The following is a 17,339-nucleotide window of genomic DNA, read 5'->3' as shown; positions in this document are numbered from 1 at the left end:
TTCCTTATTTCAATGGTGAGTTTTTACGCTCAATACCATAACGTTCAATTTCTTTATAAGCTACATTTTTAGCCTTACGTTTATTCACATCTACCACCGTAACACGGTCAGTACAAGAATAACATGGGTCAAGGCTACCAATGATTAATGCCGCATCAGAAACGGTATTTCCACGAAGCATATAACGTAATGTTGGCCAGTTTGCATAGGTCGCAGCACGACAACGCCAACGGAATAATTTTTGGTTATTACCTAGCATTGCCCAGTGAATATCTTCACCTCGAGGGGCTTCTGTAATGCCTAATGCAAAACGACCCGGGGTATAATTAAACCCTTCAACTAATAATTCACCTTTTGGTAAATTATCCACCATATAATCAATAATATTCATGGATTCAAAAACTTCATTAATACGAACTTTCAAACGAGATAATACATCACCGTTTTGTTCTACATGAATATTAAATGGAATGTCTCCATAACCTGAGAATGGATGAACCGAACGAACATCACGGTCAAAGCCACTGGCACGAACCATAGGGCCTACTGGGCTGAAATCACGAGCAACTTGACGATCTAAGATCCCGACACCCACGGTACGTTGTTCCATATTAGGCGTATTCATTAAAATATCGCTTAAAGTGATTAATTCTTCACGCATTTCAGCAATAATCTTACGGCATTGTTCACGTTGGTGTTTTAACATATCACGGCGAACACCACCAATTAGATTAATTCCATAAGTTTTACGTGCACCAGTTAAAACTTCCGCTAAAGTCATGGATTTTTCACGAACACGGAAGAATTGCATAAAGCCTGTATCGAAGCCAGTAAAGTGGCTTGCCAAACCTAAATTCAATAGGTGGCTATGTAAACGTTCGACTTCAAGTAAAATTGCACGGATCCATTCAGCTCGTTGTGGAATTTGAATACCCAATGCATTTTCTACTGCATTTGAATAAGCGACGCTATGGGTAAAACCACAGATACCACATACACGGTCAGCCAAGAATGTCACTTGGTCATAATCCATACGAGTTTCTGCTAGCTTTTCCATACCACGGTGAACATAGAATAAACGGTAATCGGCATCGACGATGTCCTCACCATCCACAAATAAACGGAAATGTCCTGGTTCATCGGAAGTAATATGCAATGGACCAATTGGCACAATACGAGCTTCACCTTTTTCATTGATGAATTCATAAGTCTCAACTGCACTTGTTGGATCTGGACGCAAACGATAATCCATAGCATCTTTACGAAGTGGAAATACTTCATCTGGCCAGTCATCTGGTAACACTAAACGTCGTTGATCTGGCAACCCTACGGCTTTCAGACCATACATATCGTACATTTCACGTTCTGCCCATACCGCTGCTTTAACTCGAGGTGTTACGGATGGAAATTCAAGTGAAACAGCATCCACTAAGGCTTTTACGGTGACAAAGGATTTCACTTCACCTTCCATTGAAAGCACATAATAAACTGCATAATGACCATTAATACTGCGTTCATCATTAGCAAATGCAACTGGTAGCCAACCGTAATGTTGATAATATAAATACTCAACTACATCAGGTAGCATATTGGTTTTAATAGTGATGGTCACTTGATTTTCAGTTGACCATTCTTCATCAAGAATTGTATTTGGAAATTTCGCATTAATCGCTTCAAGGTAATTTTTACCACGCGCTTTTGCTTGATCCACTGATGTATTTTTTGTTAATTCCATATATTCCTCCTGTTGACCTATTTACCTAAGCTTTGCCAAGGCAATAACAACATATCACCAAAGGAAACATTATCTTGACCAAGAATAATTCCCACTGAATTTTTAAGAAGTTGCATAATTGGATCTGCGATATGTAAACCCATCATCAACATTAATAACAATAAGATTGCCATTGCTAATACTGAAATTTTACTCACTTCACCTGTTTCGATATTATCAGTTGGTTTACCTAAAACCGTTTTTAATAACATCATTGCAAGACCAGCAAGTACAACAGTAAGAAGCAATAAACAGATAATCACTAGCCAAGTTTTACCCGCTGTAATACCAGCAACTGCCACACTAAATTCACTCACAAATACGTTAAATGGAGGCACGCCACCTAATGCTAAGCCACCACCAGCAAATAATACCGCAGTAACAGGTGCAACTTTCCATAAACCACGTACTTGGTTCATATCTCTGGTTTTATACTTTAATAAAATATTACCTGATGCACAGAATAATAAGGTTTTCGCCAAACTGTGGTTAATGGTGTGTAATAAACCAGCAAACATTCCTAATGGACCGCCTAAACCAAATGCAAAGGTAATTAATCCCATATTTTCAATACTTGAATAAGCAAGTAAACGTTTAATATCTGCTTGAACAATAATGAATAAGGCAGCGATACCCACTGAAATTAAACCAAACCATAGGAATAAAGTTTGTAAATATTCTGCACCAATAGCTTTAGAAATAATGGTGTAATAACGTAGCACCACTAACATTGCACAATTTAATAATACAGCTGATAAAATTGCACTCACTGGGCTTGGTGCCTCACTATGTGCATCTGATAACCAAGTATGCATTGGGAATAAACCACATTTAGTACCAAAGCCAACTAGGATAAAAGCAAATGCAATATAAAGTAATGAAGGATCTAAATTTTGAGCTTGAGCATTCACTGCAGACCAGAAAATTGCTTGGCTTGGATCTTGTAACATTGAATTTGCACCGCTAAATACCAAAATTGTTCCGTATAAACCAAAGGCTACTCCAACAGAACAAATAATGATGTACTTCCAAGCTGCTTCAAGTGAAGTTTTATGCTTATAGGTTCCTACTAAGAATGCGGAACTTAATGTTGTTGCTTCAATACCAACCCACATTAGAATGAGATTATTAGTTGTGACTGAAACTAACATAGTAAAGAAGAACAAATGTAAGAAGCCGTGATAATAGGTATAAGTTTTGAAATCAATATGGACTTCTGACAATTCAGTATTCATATAACCAATTGAATACATTCCTGCTAAAGCACCAACAACACCAATTAAACCAATGAAGATGGCTGATAAGCTATCCACATAAATCCAATTATCTAATGCTAAAATAGAACCTTGTTCTAAAACTTCAGCAATCACTTTTAATGAGAAAACAAACATCAAAATCAAACCTGTCACATGAAGTGCGGTTACTAATGTTTGATTTTTACTTTTTGCTAGTAAAAAACTCACTACGGAAACTGCCAAAGGTGCGATTAATAACGCATAAATCCATTCTGTCATAGCGTATTACCCCTTCAATTCCGTTAATTCTTTTGCATCTAATGTGTTCAAAGTGCGGTAAATTTTATTCACTAAAACGACCAAAATGATCACTGCAAAGAACGCATCTGTTGCAATACCGATTTCAACTAACTCTGGTGCATTACTTGCAAGTAAGGCAAGTGTTAGATGTGAACCATTTTCCATTAAGCAATAACCAAAAACTTGTTTCAAAATATTGCGTTGAGACACAATACATAAAATACCAAGTAAGAAATGGCTTAATGATACAGATAACACTAAGTTCAAATGTTCTTCTAATGGAAGTTTAATTGGACTCACGACTAAATAACATACCACCACAATGATAGCGGTAATTGGAATTAACCAAGAAGAATTTAAGCTTTTTGGTACCGCACTTTCATCAATTTTTTTAGTGGCATAAATTAAAATTGCAGGTACTAAAATCACTTTCGTGATAAATGCACTGATTGACCACATATATAATGAATGTGATTTAAGCTCACCTGCTAGGCAAACAAATAATCCCACTAAAACTAATGACTGCAAGGCATAAAATAACGCAGATTTTCTTGCTGTTTTTCCCATAATCACAAGAAGTGAAGTTAGGATAAGCAAGCCTGCAAGGATATTAATCATTAACATAACGACCTCCTAACCTAACCACGACATATTCAACCAGTATGCAGCAATAAAGCTTGAGCAAACTGACATCACCATTAATACAACAAGTACAATACTCATTGATAAGGTAATAGGTTGTGCATTGTTAACTTCTTCAGAAGCTTCTCCGAGGACACATTGCCCAAATTTATAAAGTAACCACACAAAGGTTGCTACACTTTCAATTAAAGCAATGACCATCAAGGTGGTAATCCAAGGATGCTCAGCACCTAATTCAAAGCCTGCTGCAAATAATGGGAATTTACTGAAGAAACCATTGAATGGTGGAACCCCGGCAATGGCTAATGCACCAACGCCAAAACCAGTACCAACTAACGGCATCGTTTTAATGATACCTTTCAAGCGAGGCATTGAACGTGTACCTGTTGAATAAGCTAAGGAACCCGCAACTAAGAAGAATAAACTTTTTGCGAAAGCATGGTTAAAGATATAAGAAATAGCCGCAACAAAGGCAAGTTTAGAGCCAAAGGCTGCTAATGAAAGCCCAATGAAAATATAGGCCAATTGTGTAATAGTCGAGTATGCCAACAAACGTTTTAAATCCGTTTGAGGTAAGTACATTAAGAAGCCATAAATCAAGGTAATCATTGCCATGATTAAACCAACTTCACCGACAATTTCAGGAATATTACCTGCTGACATAACAGATCTTGCAAAGATGTATACGCCAACTTTAACCATTGATGCTGCGTGCAAATACGCACTCACGGGTGTTGGTGCTTCCATCGCATTTGGTAACCAAATTTGCATTGGAATTTGTGCTGATTTACCCCATGCAGCAAACATCACCCCAAAGAGCACGATGGTTTTTGACGTTGGATCTAATGCGTCTAATGCAGCAATAGAGAAAGTGCCTGATTTACTAAATAAATATGCAGCAGCCACATATAAGCCTAATGAACCAATATGAGTAATAATTAAAGCTTTCATTGCTGCTGACTGAGCTTTAGGTGTTTGGTAATAACTAATTAATGACCAAGAACAAGCCCCTGTAATTTCGAAGAATAGTAATTGTCCCACTAAAGTTGAAGACAATACTAAACCTGCCATGGCACCAATAAAGATCAGTAAAAAGGCATAGAAACGAGGTAGAGGTGGATGCGAATGTTCTTTATTCTTATCAGTTAAATAGCCGCAAGAATATAAGCTAATTAAAAAACCTAAACCAACAACAGCAAAGGCAATTAATGTGCTTACGGCATCTAAAGTAATGCCCAAAATAGTCGTATCACCAAAACGTACAACATCATAAGTAACGGTTGCTTCGCCACTCATATACCACTGTTGTGCTAAAGCTAACGTACCTAAAGTTGCAAGCACAGCAAAAAAGGTCGCCAGTTTAGGAAAGGTGTTTTGATTTTTAATCAATCCAACTAAAAATGCACCAACAAATGGTAAGATGATTGTAATTAGAGCTAAATTTTCCATTTTCTTCTCCTTACAATCCGATTAAGTAAAATACAAAAGCTAACACTGAAATACCGAAACCTATCACGGTAATACGACCTGTCATCATAAAACGTGTACGAGATAAGGTATTTTCAAATACACAAGCAAGTACAAATACAATCAACAATTTGATAAAGAAACAAATTGCGCCGAAAATGACCGCACTTAGGGTTAACTCTTGTGCCGCACCGAATGGCAATAACACACCAACAAAAATGGAAGCCACAATCACGGCTTTTAAACTTATGCCAACTTTAATTAAAGCTAAAGCAGGGCCAGAATATTCAGTTAATGGACCTTCTTGTAACTCTTGTTCTGCTTCTGCTAAATCGAAAGGAATTTTACCCATTTCAATAAATACGGCAAAACCACAGGCAATTAATGCCACAATAGTTGCAACAGGAGCGACCCAAGATTTTGTAGCAAGTGCGGTACTAATTAGACCAAAATTTGTTGATCCAGCAATTAATGCAATAATTAATAAAGAAAGCATTAAGGTAGGTTCAACAAGTACACCTAATGTCACTTCGCGGCTTGCACCTAAACTTGAGAAAGTACTATTACTATCCAATCCAGCAATAGAAAAGAAGAAACGGAATAATGCAAAAAGATAAATCGCTGTAATTAAATCCCCTGCTGTACCAAATGGTGAGGCTAAAGTAAACATTGGTAAGCTCATTGCAATTACTAACACTGTGCTAATTAATACGTAGGGCATGGTTTTTGATACTGCCCCAGAATTATCTGGCAAAATGTTTTGGCGTTTCATTAATTTAAAAATATCACGGTAATCTTGTAATATTCCAGGTCCACGGCGAGATTGAACTCTCGCACGAATCATACGAGAAATACCTGAGAATAATGGCGCTAACAATAAGAGAATCAGCGCTTGAACAAGACCTAAAGCAAACATACCGACTGATGTTGCAATTTCTGAAGGTAAATTAATCATCTCACACCTCCTACATCGTTGCTGCAACAGCAAGTAACATAACTAAAGCCACGACGAAATATATGCAATACACACGGAAATCGCCAACTTGTAACCAACGGATTTTATTTGAAATCCATGGAATAAAATGAGCAATTGGCATCGTGACTTTTTCTTCCCAGAATGGTTCTACTTTCGTTGAACCTTTAATCACTTGATCAATAGCTTTATAGGTCATTGGTGAAGGATCGAAAGTTTTACGAATAGTATAAAGCGGTTTAAACATCGTACGTAATGGACGAGTAAAACCACCTGCTGAAGATGCCATATCAGGTTCATAAGCATAACCACAAGCCCAAGGATTACCTTTTGCACTGTCTGATAAACGACTAGATTTAGTCATTGCATAGTAAGCAAATGGTATAAAGAAGAAGGCGACCAACATAATTGCAACCATCGGCGTAGAAAGTGCCGTATTAGGTTCTGAATGTGCTACGACTGTACCATTCTCAGCAATAGGGAAAGTATTTTGTAGTTGTGCTAAAGAGTTGGCAACACGGGTAATTACTGGTGATACCTCTGAAGCCCCTATTCCTAATAAAATACAAAGAATCGCCAATATTGCCATAGCAACAATCATTGGCATTGGAACTTCACGTGCATTAGCTGCTTTTTCACTACGAGGAGCACCACCAAAACTGATACCATATACTTTAACGAAACAAAGTGCAGCTAATGCCCCTGTTAACGCCAACATAATAATCGCAACTGGACCTGCAATTTTTAAAACGATGTCTGAATTTTGACTTAACGTAAAGAGAGATTGGTAAGTAAACCATTCACTGACAAAACCATTAAATGGAGGCAATGCAGAAATTGCCATTGTACCAATTAAGAAGGTTAATGCAGTATATGGCATTAATTTACTTAAACCACCCATTAAATCCATATCTTTGGTATCTAAGCGATACATAATGGAACCTGCACCAAGGAATAATAATCCTTTAAAGACGGCATGGTTAAGTAAGTGATATAACCCACCAAGTAAACCTACTGTAGCAAGAATCGGTTGCTTAATTGCAATACCAATCATACCAACACCAACGCCCATCATAATAATACCAATGTTTTCTACGGTATGGTAAGCCAATAAGCGTTTAATATCATGCTCTGCTAATGCATAAAGTACTCCGAGTACAGAAGATACTGCACCGAAACCTAATACAATCACACCGAACCAAATATTAGTAGCACCAAGTAAATCAATACCAACTTTAATAATTCCGAAGATACCAATTTTAACCATCACGCCAGACATTAACGCAGAAGCATGAGAAGGTGCAGCTGGGTGAGCTTTAGGTAACCAACCATGTAATGGAATCATCCCTGCTTTTGCACCAAAACCTAAAAAGGCAAGCATAAATACAGTAAACGCCAATGGTGTGGATAATTGTGTTTGACGGAATGCTTCAAATTCAAAACTACCTGCATGGCAGTAGAAAATATAGAAAGCAATCATAATTAAAACTGAACCAGCATGAGCGATAAAGAAATAAAGCAAGCCAGCTTTAGTCGCATTCTCATCTTGTTCGGTTAGTACGAGGAAATAAGATGATAAAGACATCATCTCAAAGAAAACAAGAAAATAAAATGCATTATCTGAAGTGACCAATGCAATCATAGAAGCGATAAAGAGATTCATAAAAAATCCCATTGTGCCTGCCCCTTTCCCTTTATACTCCTGGACATAAGAGAAAGAATAAATTGCAGTAATCACAACTAATAAAGAAATAACACACACCATGAAAGCCGCTAATCCATCAATTCTGATAGAGAATTGAGCAAACTCAAAAGGTGTTTGGAAAAGGTCATAGACCGTCTCATTGCTGATAAGAACGGGGGCGCAGGAAATGATTCCTAATATTCCGCCAAGTACACTGGTCACGCCAGATATATTGATTGAAAGCTGTTCATTTTTGCTAACGCAAAGAGAAATGAACGCACCGACGACATAAATCAACAAGGCAGTGATGAGTAAGGTGATTGAACTCATAATTTCACTCCATTGATTATTTAAAATCTACTTTAAGTTAGCCGAATACCACAGGTGAATTCATCATTGCTTTTTCACGTTTTTCTCGGTTAGCTTGTTCAATACTTTCGTCACTAATCAAAAATAAGGTTTTCGTTGGACAAGTTTGTACACAAGCTGGACCTTCTGGTCGGAAATAGCAAAGATCGCATTTAATCGCAATCGCTTTTACACCTGGTTGCCAAGCCAACATATTATGTACATTGGTATTATTTGGTGCAGTACGAATATCACGGGCAACTGCATCTTGGAAAGTGAAATGTTCATAGTAAGTTGGAGCATCAATTGCGGTGCTACCATGTTGAGTGATTGTCCCAAATGGACAAGCAATACCACAAAGTTTGCAACCAATACAAAGACTCTCATTGAGTTGAATTGTGTCAGCCTGATGTGTAATAGCATGCACTGGACATACAGTTGCACAAGGCGAATCATCACAGTGACGGCACAGAATCGGTACAGTTACATCATCATTACGCATCACTTGAAGACGTGGAAAAGGTTGTAATCCGAAGGCTTTGTGGGTTTCACTACATGCAGCCATGCACGTATTGCAACCAATACAGTCTTTGGGATCACCAATAACAAAACGGTTCATAGTTTTTCCCCCCGATTAATAAAAAAGTTATTTCTTCATAACCACTCTGATTGTAAGGATACTCTTCTCAAAAAAATGAAAAAATAGTTCACTGAAAAATTTATTGATTCAGATCATGAAATTTTTAAATTTTTTATAAGAAAAATATACTTATATATCAACAAGTTAACAATTTGTTATCAATGTTTAATTTATGTTTAAGATAAAAATAGTTCTCATTTTTGCATATATTTTATACAGCAAAAAAGATAGCTTTTTAGTGCTTAACTGCTAAGATAAATACACATTAGTGCTATTTTTTAGTTATGTTGAAGGGAAAATATGAACGGAGTTGAGTTACGTATAAAAGGTAAAGTACAAGGCGTTGGTTTTCGTCCTTTTGTATGGTTATTAGCAAATCAATACCAATTAAAAGGAGATGTTAACAACGATGGACAAGGCGTGTTAATTCGTTTTATAGAGCCTGAAAATACCGCACTTTCACATTTTCTAACCGACTTACAAACTAAATTACCACCTCTAGCACTGATTACAGAGATTCAACAAACAGAAAAATTTTGGGAAAATCTACCGCACTTTGATGAATTTATAATTCGTGAAAGTGAAAATAATGCAATGGATACCCAAATTGTTCCAGATGCAGCGACTTGTCCCGCTTGTATTGAAGATCTCTTTAATCCAAACAATCGACGCTTTCACTACCCTTTTACTAACTGCACACATTGTGGTCCAAGATTCACCATTATTAAAGCAATTCCTTATGATCGCAAAAATACCTCAATGGTAAGCTTTCCATTCTGTGCTGATTGCGAACAAGAATATAAGAATCCCGCAGATCGCCGTTTCCATGCCCAGCCTAATGCTTGTGCAGATTGTGGCCCTCATATTTGGTTACAAACCGCCTTTGAAACGTTATCGACTCATGAAAATGCCCTAAACCAAACTGTCGATTTACTTATACTGGGAAAAATCGTTGCTATAAAAGGTGTTGGAGGCTTCCATTTAGCTTGCGATGCAACAAATTCGGCATCAGTACAATTATTACGTGAACGCAAACATCGTCCAACTAAGCCATTAGCCATTATGGTCCCAAGCCTTGAGCATTTAATTGATCTTAGCCAAGAAGAAATCAAAATTTTGAAAAGTACTGCTGCACCTATTGTGTTACTGAAAAAATATAAGGTGCCAGCTGTCGTAGATCTTATTGCACCTCATTTAAATGAAATTGGCGTAATGTTACCAAGCAATCCCTTGCAACATTTATTATTACGAGCCATCAATAAACCACTTGTGATGACCTCTGCCAATCCAAGCGGTCAACCGCCCGTTTTAGATAATCAAAGTGCGGTACAATTTTTAGGAAATTTAGCTGATTACTATCTCTATCATAATCGAGATATTTTGCAACGTGCTGATGATAGCCTAGTACGAGTCGCATTTGATGGTTTAGAAACCTTACGCCGAGCTCGTGGCTATGTGCCTGATGAAACCTTATTAGCAACAAAAAATAAGAAAAATATCTTAGCTATAGGCTCAGATTTAAAAAATACCTTTTGTTTATTAAAAGGAAATAAAGCCGTAGTGAGCCAGCATATTGGCGATACCTCCAATGAAAAAGTGCGGTCTCAATTAGAAAATAATCTTGAACTATTCCAACATATTTACCAATTTAAACCTGAACTTATTGCGGTGGATGCCCATCAAGGTTATTTCAGTTCCGCAACGGGTAAAAACCTAGCAAAACGACTCAACTTGCCTATTATAGAGGTCCTCCACCATCATGCTCATATTGCCTCCGTTATGGCTGAGCATCATCTTGATGAAAATGTTATTGGACTTGCTTTAGATGGTATTGGAATGGGAGAAAATAATCAGCTATGGGGCGGTGAATGCTTATTAGCCAATCGTCAAACTTATCAATACCTAGGTGGACTGCCTTCAGTGGCACTTCCTGGAGGGGATTTAGCTGCGACTCAACCTTGGCGAAACTGGCTGGCGCATTTACAACAATTTGTGCCGAACTGGCAAATGATTGCCACACAAACCTGTGCTAATTACGATTGGCAACTATTGGCAAAAGCGATTGAACGAGGTATTAATTCACCGACGATTTCTTCTGCTGGGCGTTTATTTGATGCCATCGCTTATGGACTAAATATTAGCCCTGAAAAACTCAGTTGGGAAGGTGAAGCAGCTTGTCAACTTGAAGTACTAGCAATGCAATCCAATTTATCCCATCAAAGTGCGGTAGAAATTTCAAAAATTTTACCTGTGATAATGCCAATCAAAGAAAATAAACTTGACCTATCGACTTTTTGGCAAACGTGGTTGGATTACCCTGCTTCAAAAGCAGACAAAGCCTTTGCCTTTCACTTTGCCCTTGCCTCTGGTTTTGCGCAAATGGCAAGACAACAAGCCTTACAACATCAATGTAAAATTATTGTACTTTCTGGGGGAGTAATGCATAACCAATTATTGCGTAAACTCATCAAAGAAAATTTAGCTGAATTTAATGTACTGAGTGCACATCAATTTCCAATGGGTGATGGTGGTTTGAGTTTAGGACAGGCAATAATTGCAGCAGAAAGATAAATGAAAAGAAGGGCTAACTTAGCCCTCTTGACAAAATTTAAATGGTGATCAACAAATTCTTGGCAAGGGTTCGTTGGTTGGTAAATCCAGTAATCTTGATTGACCAAAGATGCCCACTAAACGAACTTTTTTATCTTCAGTGACCTCACCAATAATAGCCGCATTTTTACCTAACTCGTGAGTATGTAAGGTATCTATTACTTGTTGAGCTTTATCCTCTTTAACAATAATCACTAATTTACCTTCATTAGCAAAATTTAATGCCTCTAACCCCAGTAATTCACAAATACCACGGACTTCTGTGCGAAGCGGTAAATCATCTTCGTTGATTTTCATACCGAGTTGCTGTGCTTGAGCATACTCATGTAATACGGCATTGACGCCACCTCGAGTAGCATCACGTACTGCCTTAACCCCTTCTATTGGACGTAATAATTCAATTAATGGAGTTAATACAGCACAGTCACTATGCAGATCAGTTTTAATACCTAAGTTTTCACGAAGATTCAAAATAGTCGCACCATGATCACCTAAGGTTCCACTTACAATAATTTTATCACCAGCTTCAATTTTATGTGCTCCCCAATCTAAGTCCGATGGAATGACTCCGATACCACTAGTATTAATAAAGACTTTATCCACAGCACCTTTTTGTACCACTTTAGTATCCCCTGTCACCACCTGAATACCTGCTTTTTTACAAGTATCTGCCATCGCTTGAATAATTTCTTTAAGTTCAGAAAGCGAAAGACCTTCTTCTAAAATAAAACCACAAGACAGATATTTTGGTATTGCTCCGCTTACTGCCACATCATTAGCTGTACCACAAACGGCTAATTTACCAATATTGCCACCAGGGAAAAAGATAGGATCAATGACAAAACTATCTGTAGAAAATGCTAATTTTTGACCGCACTTTGAAAGCTCATCTAAAGGAATACGAGCCTGATCCTCACCTTGTGCAAGAATAGGATTATTAAAGGCTTCGAAGAAATAATCTTGAATCAATTTTTGCATGGCTGCACCACCATTGCCGTGTGCCATTGTAATAAAATCTGTCATATGATTCCTTTTATTTTAGTCTCTACGATATTGATAATAAGCGGCACAGGCCCCTTCAGAAGAAACCATTAATGCACCATAAGCATTATCTGGATTGCACTGTTTAGCAAATAATGGACAATCTGATGGTTTACATTTACCTGTTAACACATCTCCACAACGTGAATTAGGATCATCAGCAACTTTCTGTTGTGTACTATTGAAATAAGTTTCTGCATCAAATTGATGATATTCAGGCGTTAACTCCACACCAGATTCCTCAATTTCACCTAAACCACGCCATTCACTAGAAGCTTTCAACTGGAATACTTCAGTCATTGCTTTTTGAGCTAATTGATTGCCATGATCATGCACAATACGCTTATATTGATTTTCAATTTTATAACGTCCATCCACAAACTGCTCTACTAACATAACTATTGATTGCAAAATATCAAGAGGTTCAAAACCTGTAATCACAAAAGGTTTATGATATTTCTCACAGAGCCCTTCATAAGGCTCGGAACCAATTACCATACTCACATGACCTGGTGCAATAAAACCATCAATCTTCACTTGATCTTGTGATAACAGGCTACGCAAAGTTGGAATAATCGTAATATTTTGGCACACAATCCAAAAGTTTTTCACATTTTGGCGTTTAGCTTGTTGTAAAGTTACCGCTGCACTCGGCATAGTCGTTTCAAACCCGAGGGAGAAAAACACAACTTTTTTATCAGGATTATGCTGTGCAATACTCAGTGCATCAATAGGAGAATAAACTATACGTACATCACAACCTTTTGCTTTGGCTTCTAATAAAGAACCACGACGACCTTTTACTCGCATTGCATCGCCAAAAGTACAGAAAATCACATCTGGTTTTTCAGCTATTTCAATACAAACGTCAATACGTCCCATAGGTAAAACACAAACTGGGCAACCTGGTCCATGGATAAATTCAATACTCTTTGGTAATAGACGATCTAAACCAAATTTATAAATAGTATGGGTATGCCCGCCACAAACTTCCATTAAATATAATGGATTCTTCTCATTATATTGTGGCAATTTATCCATCAAATGATTTAAGCGTTCAATTAAACTTTTCGCTAATTTGGGATCTCGAAACTCATCAACAAATTGCATCCTGTTTCCCCTGTAAAATTGAGCTCTCGCTCAACCTGATAATCACTTCAAAGAAAAAGTGGGATAAATCATCCCACTACAAAAAATTAAAAAACTTATTTTTGTAACCAAGCTAACCAATCTTGCAAACCTTCGCCAGTAGTGGCAGAAAGTTTAATGACTTCAATCTCTGGGTTAACTCGTTTTGCATTTTCAATACATTTTTCTACATCAAATTTTAAGTAAGGAAGTAAATCGACTTTATTTAAAATCATCAATTTTGATGCTGCAAACATATGCGGATATTTAAGTGGTTTATCTTCACCTTCCGTCACTGATAAAATAACTACTTTTGCTTTCTCACCTAAATCAAATTCAGATGGACAAACAAGGTTCCCAACGTTTTCAATAAATAAGAAACTGTTTTCTTGAGGACGTAATTTCATCATCGCATCAGCAATCATTTGTGCATCTAGATGACAGCCTTTACCCGTATTAACTTGAATAGCAGGCACCCCTGTTTCACGAATACGATCAGCATCATTTTCAGTTTGTTGATCACCTTCAATGACATAACAGCGATGAGCGGTTTTTAATGCATTTAATGTTGTTGTCAATAAAGTCGTTTTACCTGAGCCAGGACTGGAAACGAGGTTTAATGCTGTTAAGTTTAAGTATTTGAATAAGTTACGATTAGAGTCAGCAATCTGATTATTTTTCCCTAGTACATCTTGCTCAATCTTTAATAAGCGTTTTTGCATATTTCCTTCGCTCTGTTGCATCTGAGCAGAATGATGAGAATGTGCATGGCTATGGGCTGCCGTATGGAAAGTTGAATGAGAAAAATTAGGTAATTTAACCGCACTTTTTGACTCTTTATGTTCATGAGTATGTTGTAACTCGCCAATTCTTACTTGATCTGGATGACCACAGCCACAAGTTGTACACATATTTAATCCCCTTCAAATAGAAATTTTTAACAAGAATATCACAAATTAAAAATACTTTATTGATAGAGATCATAAACCGATGAAACAAGGAATCAAGATACTTATGAAAATAAATTAAAAAGAGATAAAAAAACTGCAGTATGTTACCGCAGTTTTGGTTAATTTATTTAATTACGCTTTACCCCTAAAATGACATGAGAGGCTTTTATTAAAGCTGTCACTTCAGTTCCTTTTGATAAGCCTAAATTTTTAACACTGGCTTCTGTAATAATAGCGGTCAAATCCATCCCACCAACTGTTTTAACCAGAATTTCTGCATTTACAGCACCGTCTATCACTTTTTCTACAGTACCTTTAAATTGATTACGTGAAGAAAAAATTAAATCATTATCAGTAGATAAAATCACTGAAGGCGCTTTAAAAATTGCAACGACCTCTTTTCCCGCTACCAAACCTAAGTTTTTTGTACTTTCACAAGTAATGGTTGCTACCAAAGTTTCGCCACCTTTAAGGGTTAATTCAATCGCATCGTTAGTTGCACCTGTTTTAATTGATTTTACTGTTGCTGCCAACTGATTTCTTGCACTAATAGCCATAATAATATTCCTTTTTAAGTTATTTTATTTTCAAATATAACATTAAAATTTTTGTTGATCATTATATATATAAGTATATAATGAATTCACATTCTAATAATTATACTAATCACTCAAAACTCGTGTAGTAAATTTTTGGCTAGTAAATCCCCCTGATCCCCACGATCAACTTTGCTAGCCATTTTTTTATTCTTAATCCTGAATAAATCCTTTATCATATCAACATAATTCACTCACATTTTTTCTATTATGAATAATCTCAAACTAGAACAAATTATTAATCAAAAACTCAATACACAAGCTATTTCAGACTACGCCCCAAACGGCTTACAAGTAGAAGGTAAATCTGAAATAAAAAAAATAATTACAGGCGTAACAGCTACACAAGCATTGATTGACTATGCTGTAGAACAAAAAGCTGATGCAATCTTGGTACACCATGGATATTTTTGGAAAAATGAAAATCCCTGCATTCGAGGAATGAAAGGTAAACGCATCAAGACCTTACTTGTGAATGATATCAATTTATACGGTTATCATCTGCCTTTAGATGTACATGCTGAATTAGGCAATAATGCTCTTCTTGCCAAACGACTTGGCATTGAAGAACGACAACCATTAGAACAAGGCGCAGTAAGTATTCCAATATGGGGAATGTTAAAAGAACCAACCACATTAGCCGAGTTTACGCAACGCATTATCCATGTATTAGATAAAACGCCAATCGTATGTAATTCGGAAGAATTTTTGCAAAATGAACCGCACTTGATTCAAAAAGTGGGTATATGTACTGGTGGTGGTCAGAGTTACATTGATCTTGCAGCAGCTCAAGGCTGTGATGCTTTTATTTCAGGTGAAATTTCAGAACAAACAACTCATTCTGCTAGGGAACAAGGTATTCACTACTTTGGTTGTGGACATCATGCAACAGAACGCTATGGAATTAAAGCCTTAGGAGAATGGTTAGCAGAAGAATATGGCTTTGAGGTAATATTTAAGGATATTAATAATCCTGCTTAAGTGAATCTCACTGGTCCAACAAAGGGAAGCTAGCTAATTGTTTAATTGCTCAATTTCCCTGAAAAAGGTATAATCGCCCCAATTTTCGAACACAAACAATCTTTTGTTTATACTAATATAATAAGGAAACACTATGGGTATCTTAACTGGCAAACGTATTTTAGTCACTGGTCTTGCAAGTAACCGTTCGATTGCATACGGTATTGCAAAATCAATGAAAGAACAAGGTGCAGAATTAGCATTCACTTATTTAAATGATAAATTACAACCACGAGTTGAAGAATTTGCTAAAGAATTCGGTTCTGATATTGTTCTTCCGTTAGATGTTGCAACAGATGAAAGCATTTCTAGTTGCTTCACAGAATTAAGCAAACGTTGGGATAAATTTGATGGTTTTGTGCACGCAATCGCATTTGCACCAGGCGATCAATTAGATGGTGATTATGTCAATGCAGCGACTCGTGAAGGTTACCGTATTGCTCATGATATCAGTGCTTACAGTTTTGTAGCAATGGCTCAAGCGGCACGTCCATACTTAAACCCAAATTCAGCTTTATTAACCTTAACTTATTTAGGTGCTGAACGAGCTATTCCTAACTACAACGTTATGTGTTTAGCAAAAGCTTCATTAGAAGCGGCAACTCGTGTCATGGCAGCTGACTTAGGTAAAGATGGCATTCGTGTTAATGCTATATCTGCTGGTCCAATTCGTACATTAGCCGCATCAGGCATTAAAAACTTCAAAAAAATGCTTGGTGCATTTGAAAAAACTGCCGCATTACGTCGTACAGTAACGATCGAAGATGTTGGTAATTCAGCCGCATACTTATGCTCAAACTTAGCTTCAGGTGTTACTGGTGAAGTATTACACGTTGATGCTGGTTTTAGCGTAATGGCAATGGGTGAATTAGGCGAAGAATAATCGCAACTTATCTCGTAAGGTGGGCTAATCATCCCTCCATTTTTATTG

The 17,339-nt window shown here is 37.0% G+C and carries 14 protein-coding genes; 3 read left to right on the top strand and 11 right to left on the bottom strand.

Going from position 1 to position 17,339, the window contains the following annotated elements; translation table 11 throughout:
• Window positions 1–4 precede the first annotated feature (4 nt).
• Genes HMPREF1052_RS05500 through HMPREF1052_RS05470 form a run of 7 tightly spaced genes read right to left on the bottom strand, consistent with a single transcriptional unit; the run spans window position 5 to window position 9,042 of the window.
• Window positions 5–1,735: a hydrogenase large subunit gene (locus HMPREF1052_RS05500; protein ID WP_005760524.1), complete on the bottom strand. Its 1,731-nt coding sequence runs from the start codon at window positions 1,733–1,735 to the stop codon at window positions 5–7.
• Between the two features lie 17 nt (window positions 1,736–1,752).
• Window positions 1,753–3,288, bottom strand: a complete 1,536-nt coding sequence (locus HMPREF1052_RS05495) for a hydrogenase 4 subunit F (RefSeq protein WP_005760688.1) — start codon at window positions 3,286–3,288, stop codon at window positions 1,753–1,755.
• Between the two features lie 6 nt (window positions 3,289–3,294).
• Entirely contained in the window at window positions 3,295–3,933 is a 639-nt protein-coding gene (gene hyfE, locus HMPREF1052_RS05490; RefSeq protein WP_005760610.1) for a hydrogenase 4 membrane subunit, read from the bottom strand.
• 9 nt (window positions 3,934–3,942) lie between these two features.
• The gene (locus tag HMPREF1052_RS05485; RefSeq protein WP_005760540.1) at window positions 3,943–5,400 is read right to left on the bottom strand and encodes a hydrogenase 4 subunit D; all 1,458 of its coding nucleotides are present in this window, start codon (window positions 5,398–5,400) and stop codon (window positions 3,943–3,945) included.
• A gap of 10 nt (window positions 5,401–5,410) precedes the next feature.
• On the bottom strand, window positions 5,411–6,373 hold the full coding sequence (locus tag HMPREF1052_RS05480) for a respiratory chain complex I subunit 1 family protein (protein WP_005760676.1): 963 nt from the start codon (window positions 6,371–6,373) through the stop codon (window positions 5,411–5,413).
• Between the two features lie 10 nt (window positions 6,374–6,383).
• Entirely contained in the window at window positions 6,384–8,405 is a 2,022-nt protein-coding gene (hyfB, locus tag HMPREF1052_RS05475; RefSeq protein WP_005760561.1) for a hydrogenase 4 subunit B, read from the bottom strand.
• 37 nt (window positions 8,406–8,442) lie between these two features.
• Complete coding sequence (locus HMPREF1052_RS05470) at window positions 8,443–9,042, bottom strand: 4Fe-4S dicluster domain-containing protein (protein WP_005760672.1); 600 nt, start codon at window positions 9,040–9,042, stop codon at window positions 8,443–8,445.
• 321 nt (window positions 9,043–9,363) lie between these two features.
• On the opposite strand from HMPREF1052_RS05470, the gene hypF reads away from it, so the two are divergent.
• Complete coding sequence (gene hypF / locus HMPREF1052_RS05465) at window positions 9,364–11,634, top strand: carbamoyltransferase HypF (protein WP_005760505.1); 2,271 nt, start codon at window positions 9,364–9,366, stop codon at window positions 11,632–11,634.
• A gap of 48 nt (window positions 11,635–11,682) precedes the next feature.
• Here the strand turns inward: hypF and hypE are convergent, their stop codons facing one another.
• From hypE to HMPREF1052_RS05445, 4 genes are all read right to left on the bottom strand, one after another.
• On the bottom strand, window positions 11,683–12,696 hold the full coding sequence (gene hypE, locus HMPREF1052_RS05460) for a hydrogenase expression/formation protein HypE (RefSeq protein ID WP_005760631.1): 1,014 nt from the start codon (window positions 12,694–12,696) through the stop codon (window positions 11,683–11,685).
• A 15-nt stretch (window positions 12,697–12,711) separates the two neighbouring features.
• Window positions 12,712–13,824, bottom strand: a complete 1,113-nt coding sequence (gene hypD / locus HMPREF1052_RS05455) for a hydrogenase formation protein HypD (protein ID WP_005760617.1) — start codon at window positions 13,822–13,824, stop codon at window positions 12,712–12,714.
• A gap of 95 nt (window positions 13,825–13,919) precedes the next feature.
• Window positions 13,920–14,753 (bottom strand): hydrogenase nickel incorporation protein HypB, encoded by an 834-nt coding sequence (hypB, locus tag HMPREF1052_RS05450; protein ID WP_005760531.1) that lies wholly within the window; start codon window positions 14,751–14,753, stop codon window positions 13,920–13,922.
• Between the two features lie 167 nt (window positions 14,754–14,920).
• Complete coding sequence (locus HMPREF1052_RS05445; RefSeq protein ID WP_005760608.1) at window positions 14,921–15,349, bottom strand: TOBE domain-containing protein; 429 nt, start codon at window positions 15,347–15,349, stop codon at window positions 14,921–14,923.
• Between the two features lie 249 nt (window positions 15,350–15,598).
• Here HMPREF1052_RS05445 and HMPREF1052_RS05440 point away from each other — a divergent pair, with 249 nt between their 5' ends.
• Window positions 15,599–16,369 (top strand): Nif3-like dinuclear metal center hexameric protein, encoded by a 771-nt coding sequence (locus tag HMPREF1052_RS05440; RefSeq protein ID WP_005760431.1) that lies wholly within the window; start codon window positions 15,599–15,601, stop codon window positions 16,367–16,369.
• Between the two features lie 133 nt (window positions 16,370–16,502).
• Window positions 16,503–17,291 carry an enoyl-ACP reductase FabI gene (locus HMPREF1052_RS05435; protein WP_005760607.1) on the top strand — a complete coding sequence of 263 codons (789 nt, stop codon included), beginning with the start codon at window positions 16,503–16,505 and terminating at the stop codon, window positions 17,289–17,291.
• Window positions 17,292–17,339: the final 48 nt, after the last annotated feature.

This window comes from Pasteurella bettyae CCUG 2042 (assembly GCF_000262245.1).
GTDB classification, from domain to species: domain Bacteria; phylum Pseudomonadota; class Gammaproteobacteria; order Enterobacterales; family Pasteurellaceae; genus Basfia; species Basfia bettyae.
The sequence above is the reverse complement of the archived record's forward strand: the minus strand, read 5'-3'. Positions and strand labels throughout refer to the sequence as shown.

Bases quoted from the DNA above. Each gene is read 5' to 3' on its own strand.
- HMPREF1052_RS05500 (WP_005760524.1), bottom strand. From the start codon at position 1,735: ATGGAATTAACAAAAAATACATCAGTGGATCAAGCAAAAGCGCGTGGT.
- HMPREF1052_RS05495 (WP_005760688.1), bottom strand. From the start codon at position 3,288: ATGACAGAATGGATTTATGCGTTATTAATCGCACCTTTGGCAGTTTCC.
- hyfE (WP_005760610.1), bottom strand. From the start codon at position 3,933: ATGTTAATGATTAATATCCTTGCAGGCTTGCTTATCCTAACTTCACTT.
- HMPREF1052_RS05485 (WP_005760540.1), bottom strand. From the start codon at position 5,400: ATGGAAAATTTAGCTCTAATTACAATCATCTTACCATTTGTTGGTGCA.
- HMPREF1052_RS05480 (WP_005760676.1), bottom strand. From the start codon at position 6,373: ATGATTAATTTACCTTCAGAAATTGCAACATCAGTCGGTATGTTTGCT.
- hyfB (WP_005760561.1), bottom strand. From the start codon at position 8,405: ATGAGTTCAATCACCTTACTCATCACTGCCTTGTTGATTTATGTCGTC.
- HMPREF1052_RS05470 (WP_005760672.1), bottom strand. From the start codon at position 9,042: ATGAACCGTTTTGTTATTGGTGATCCCAAAGACTGTATTGGTTGCAAT.
- hypF (WP_005760505.1), top strand. From the start codon at position 9,364: ATGAACGGAGTTGAGTTACGTATAAAAGGTAAAGTACAAGGCGTTGGT.
- hypE (WP_005760631.1), bottom strand. From the start codon at position 12,696: ATGACAGATTTTATTACAATGGCACACGGCAATGGTGGTGCAGCCATG.
- hypD (WP_005760617.1), bottom strand. From the start codon at position 13,824: ATGCAATTTGTTGATGAGTTTCGAGATCCCAAATTAGCGAAAAGTTTA.
- hypB (WP_005760531.1), bottom strand. From the start codon at position 14,753: ATGTGTACAACTTGTGGCTGTGGTCATCCAGATCAAGTAAGAATTGGC.
- HMPREF1052_RS05445 (WP_005760608.1), bottom strand. From the start codon at position 15,349: ATGGCTATTAGTGCAAGAAATCAGTTGGCAGCAACAGTAAAATCAATT.
- HMPREF1052_RS05440 (WP_005760431.1), top strand. From the start codon at position 15,599: ATGAATAATCTCAAACTAGAACAAATTATTAATCAAAAACTCAATACA.
- HMPREF1052_RS05435 (WP_005760607.1), top strand. From the start codon at position 16,503: ATGGGTATCTTAACTGGCAAACGTATTTTAGTCACTGGTCTTGCAAGT.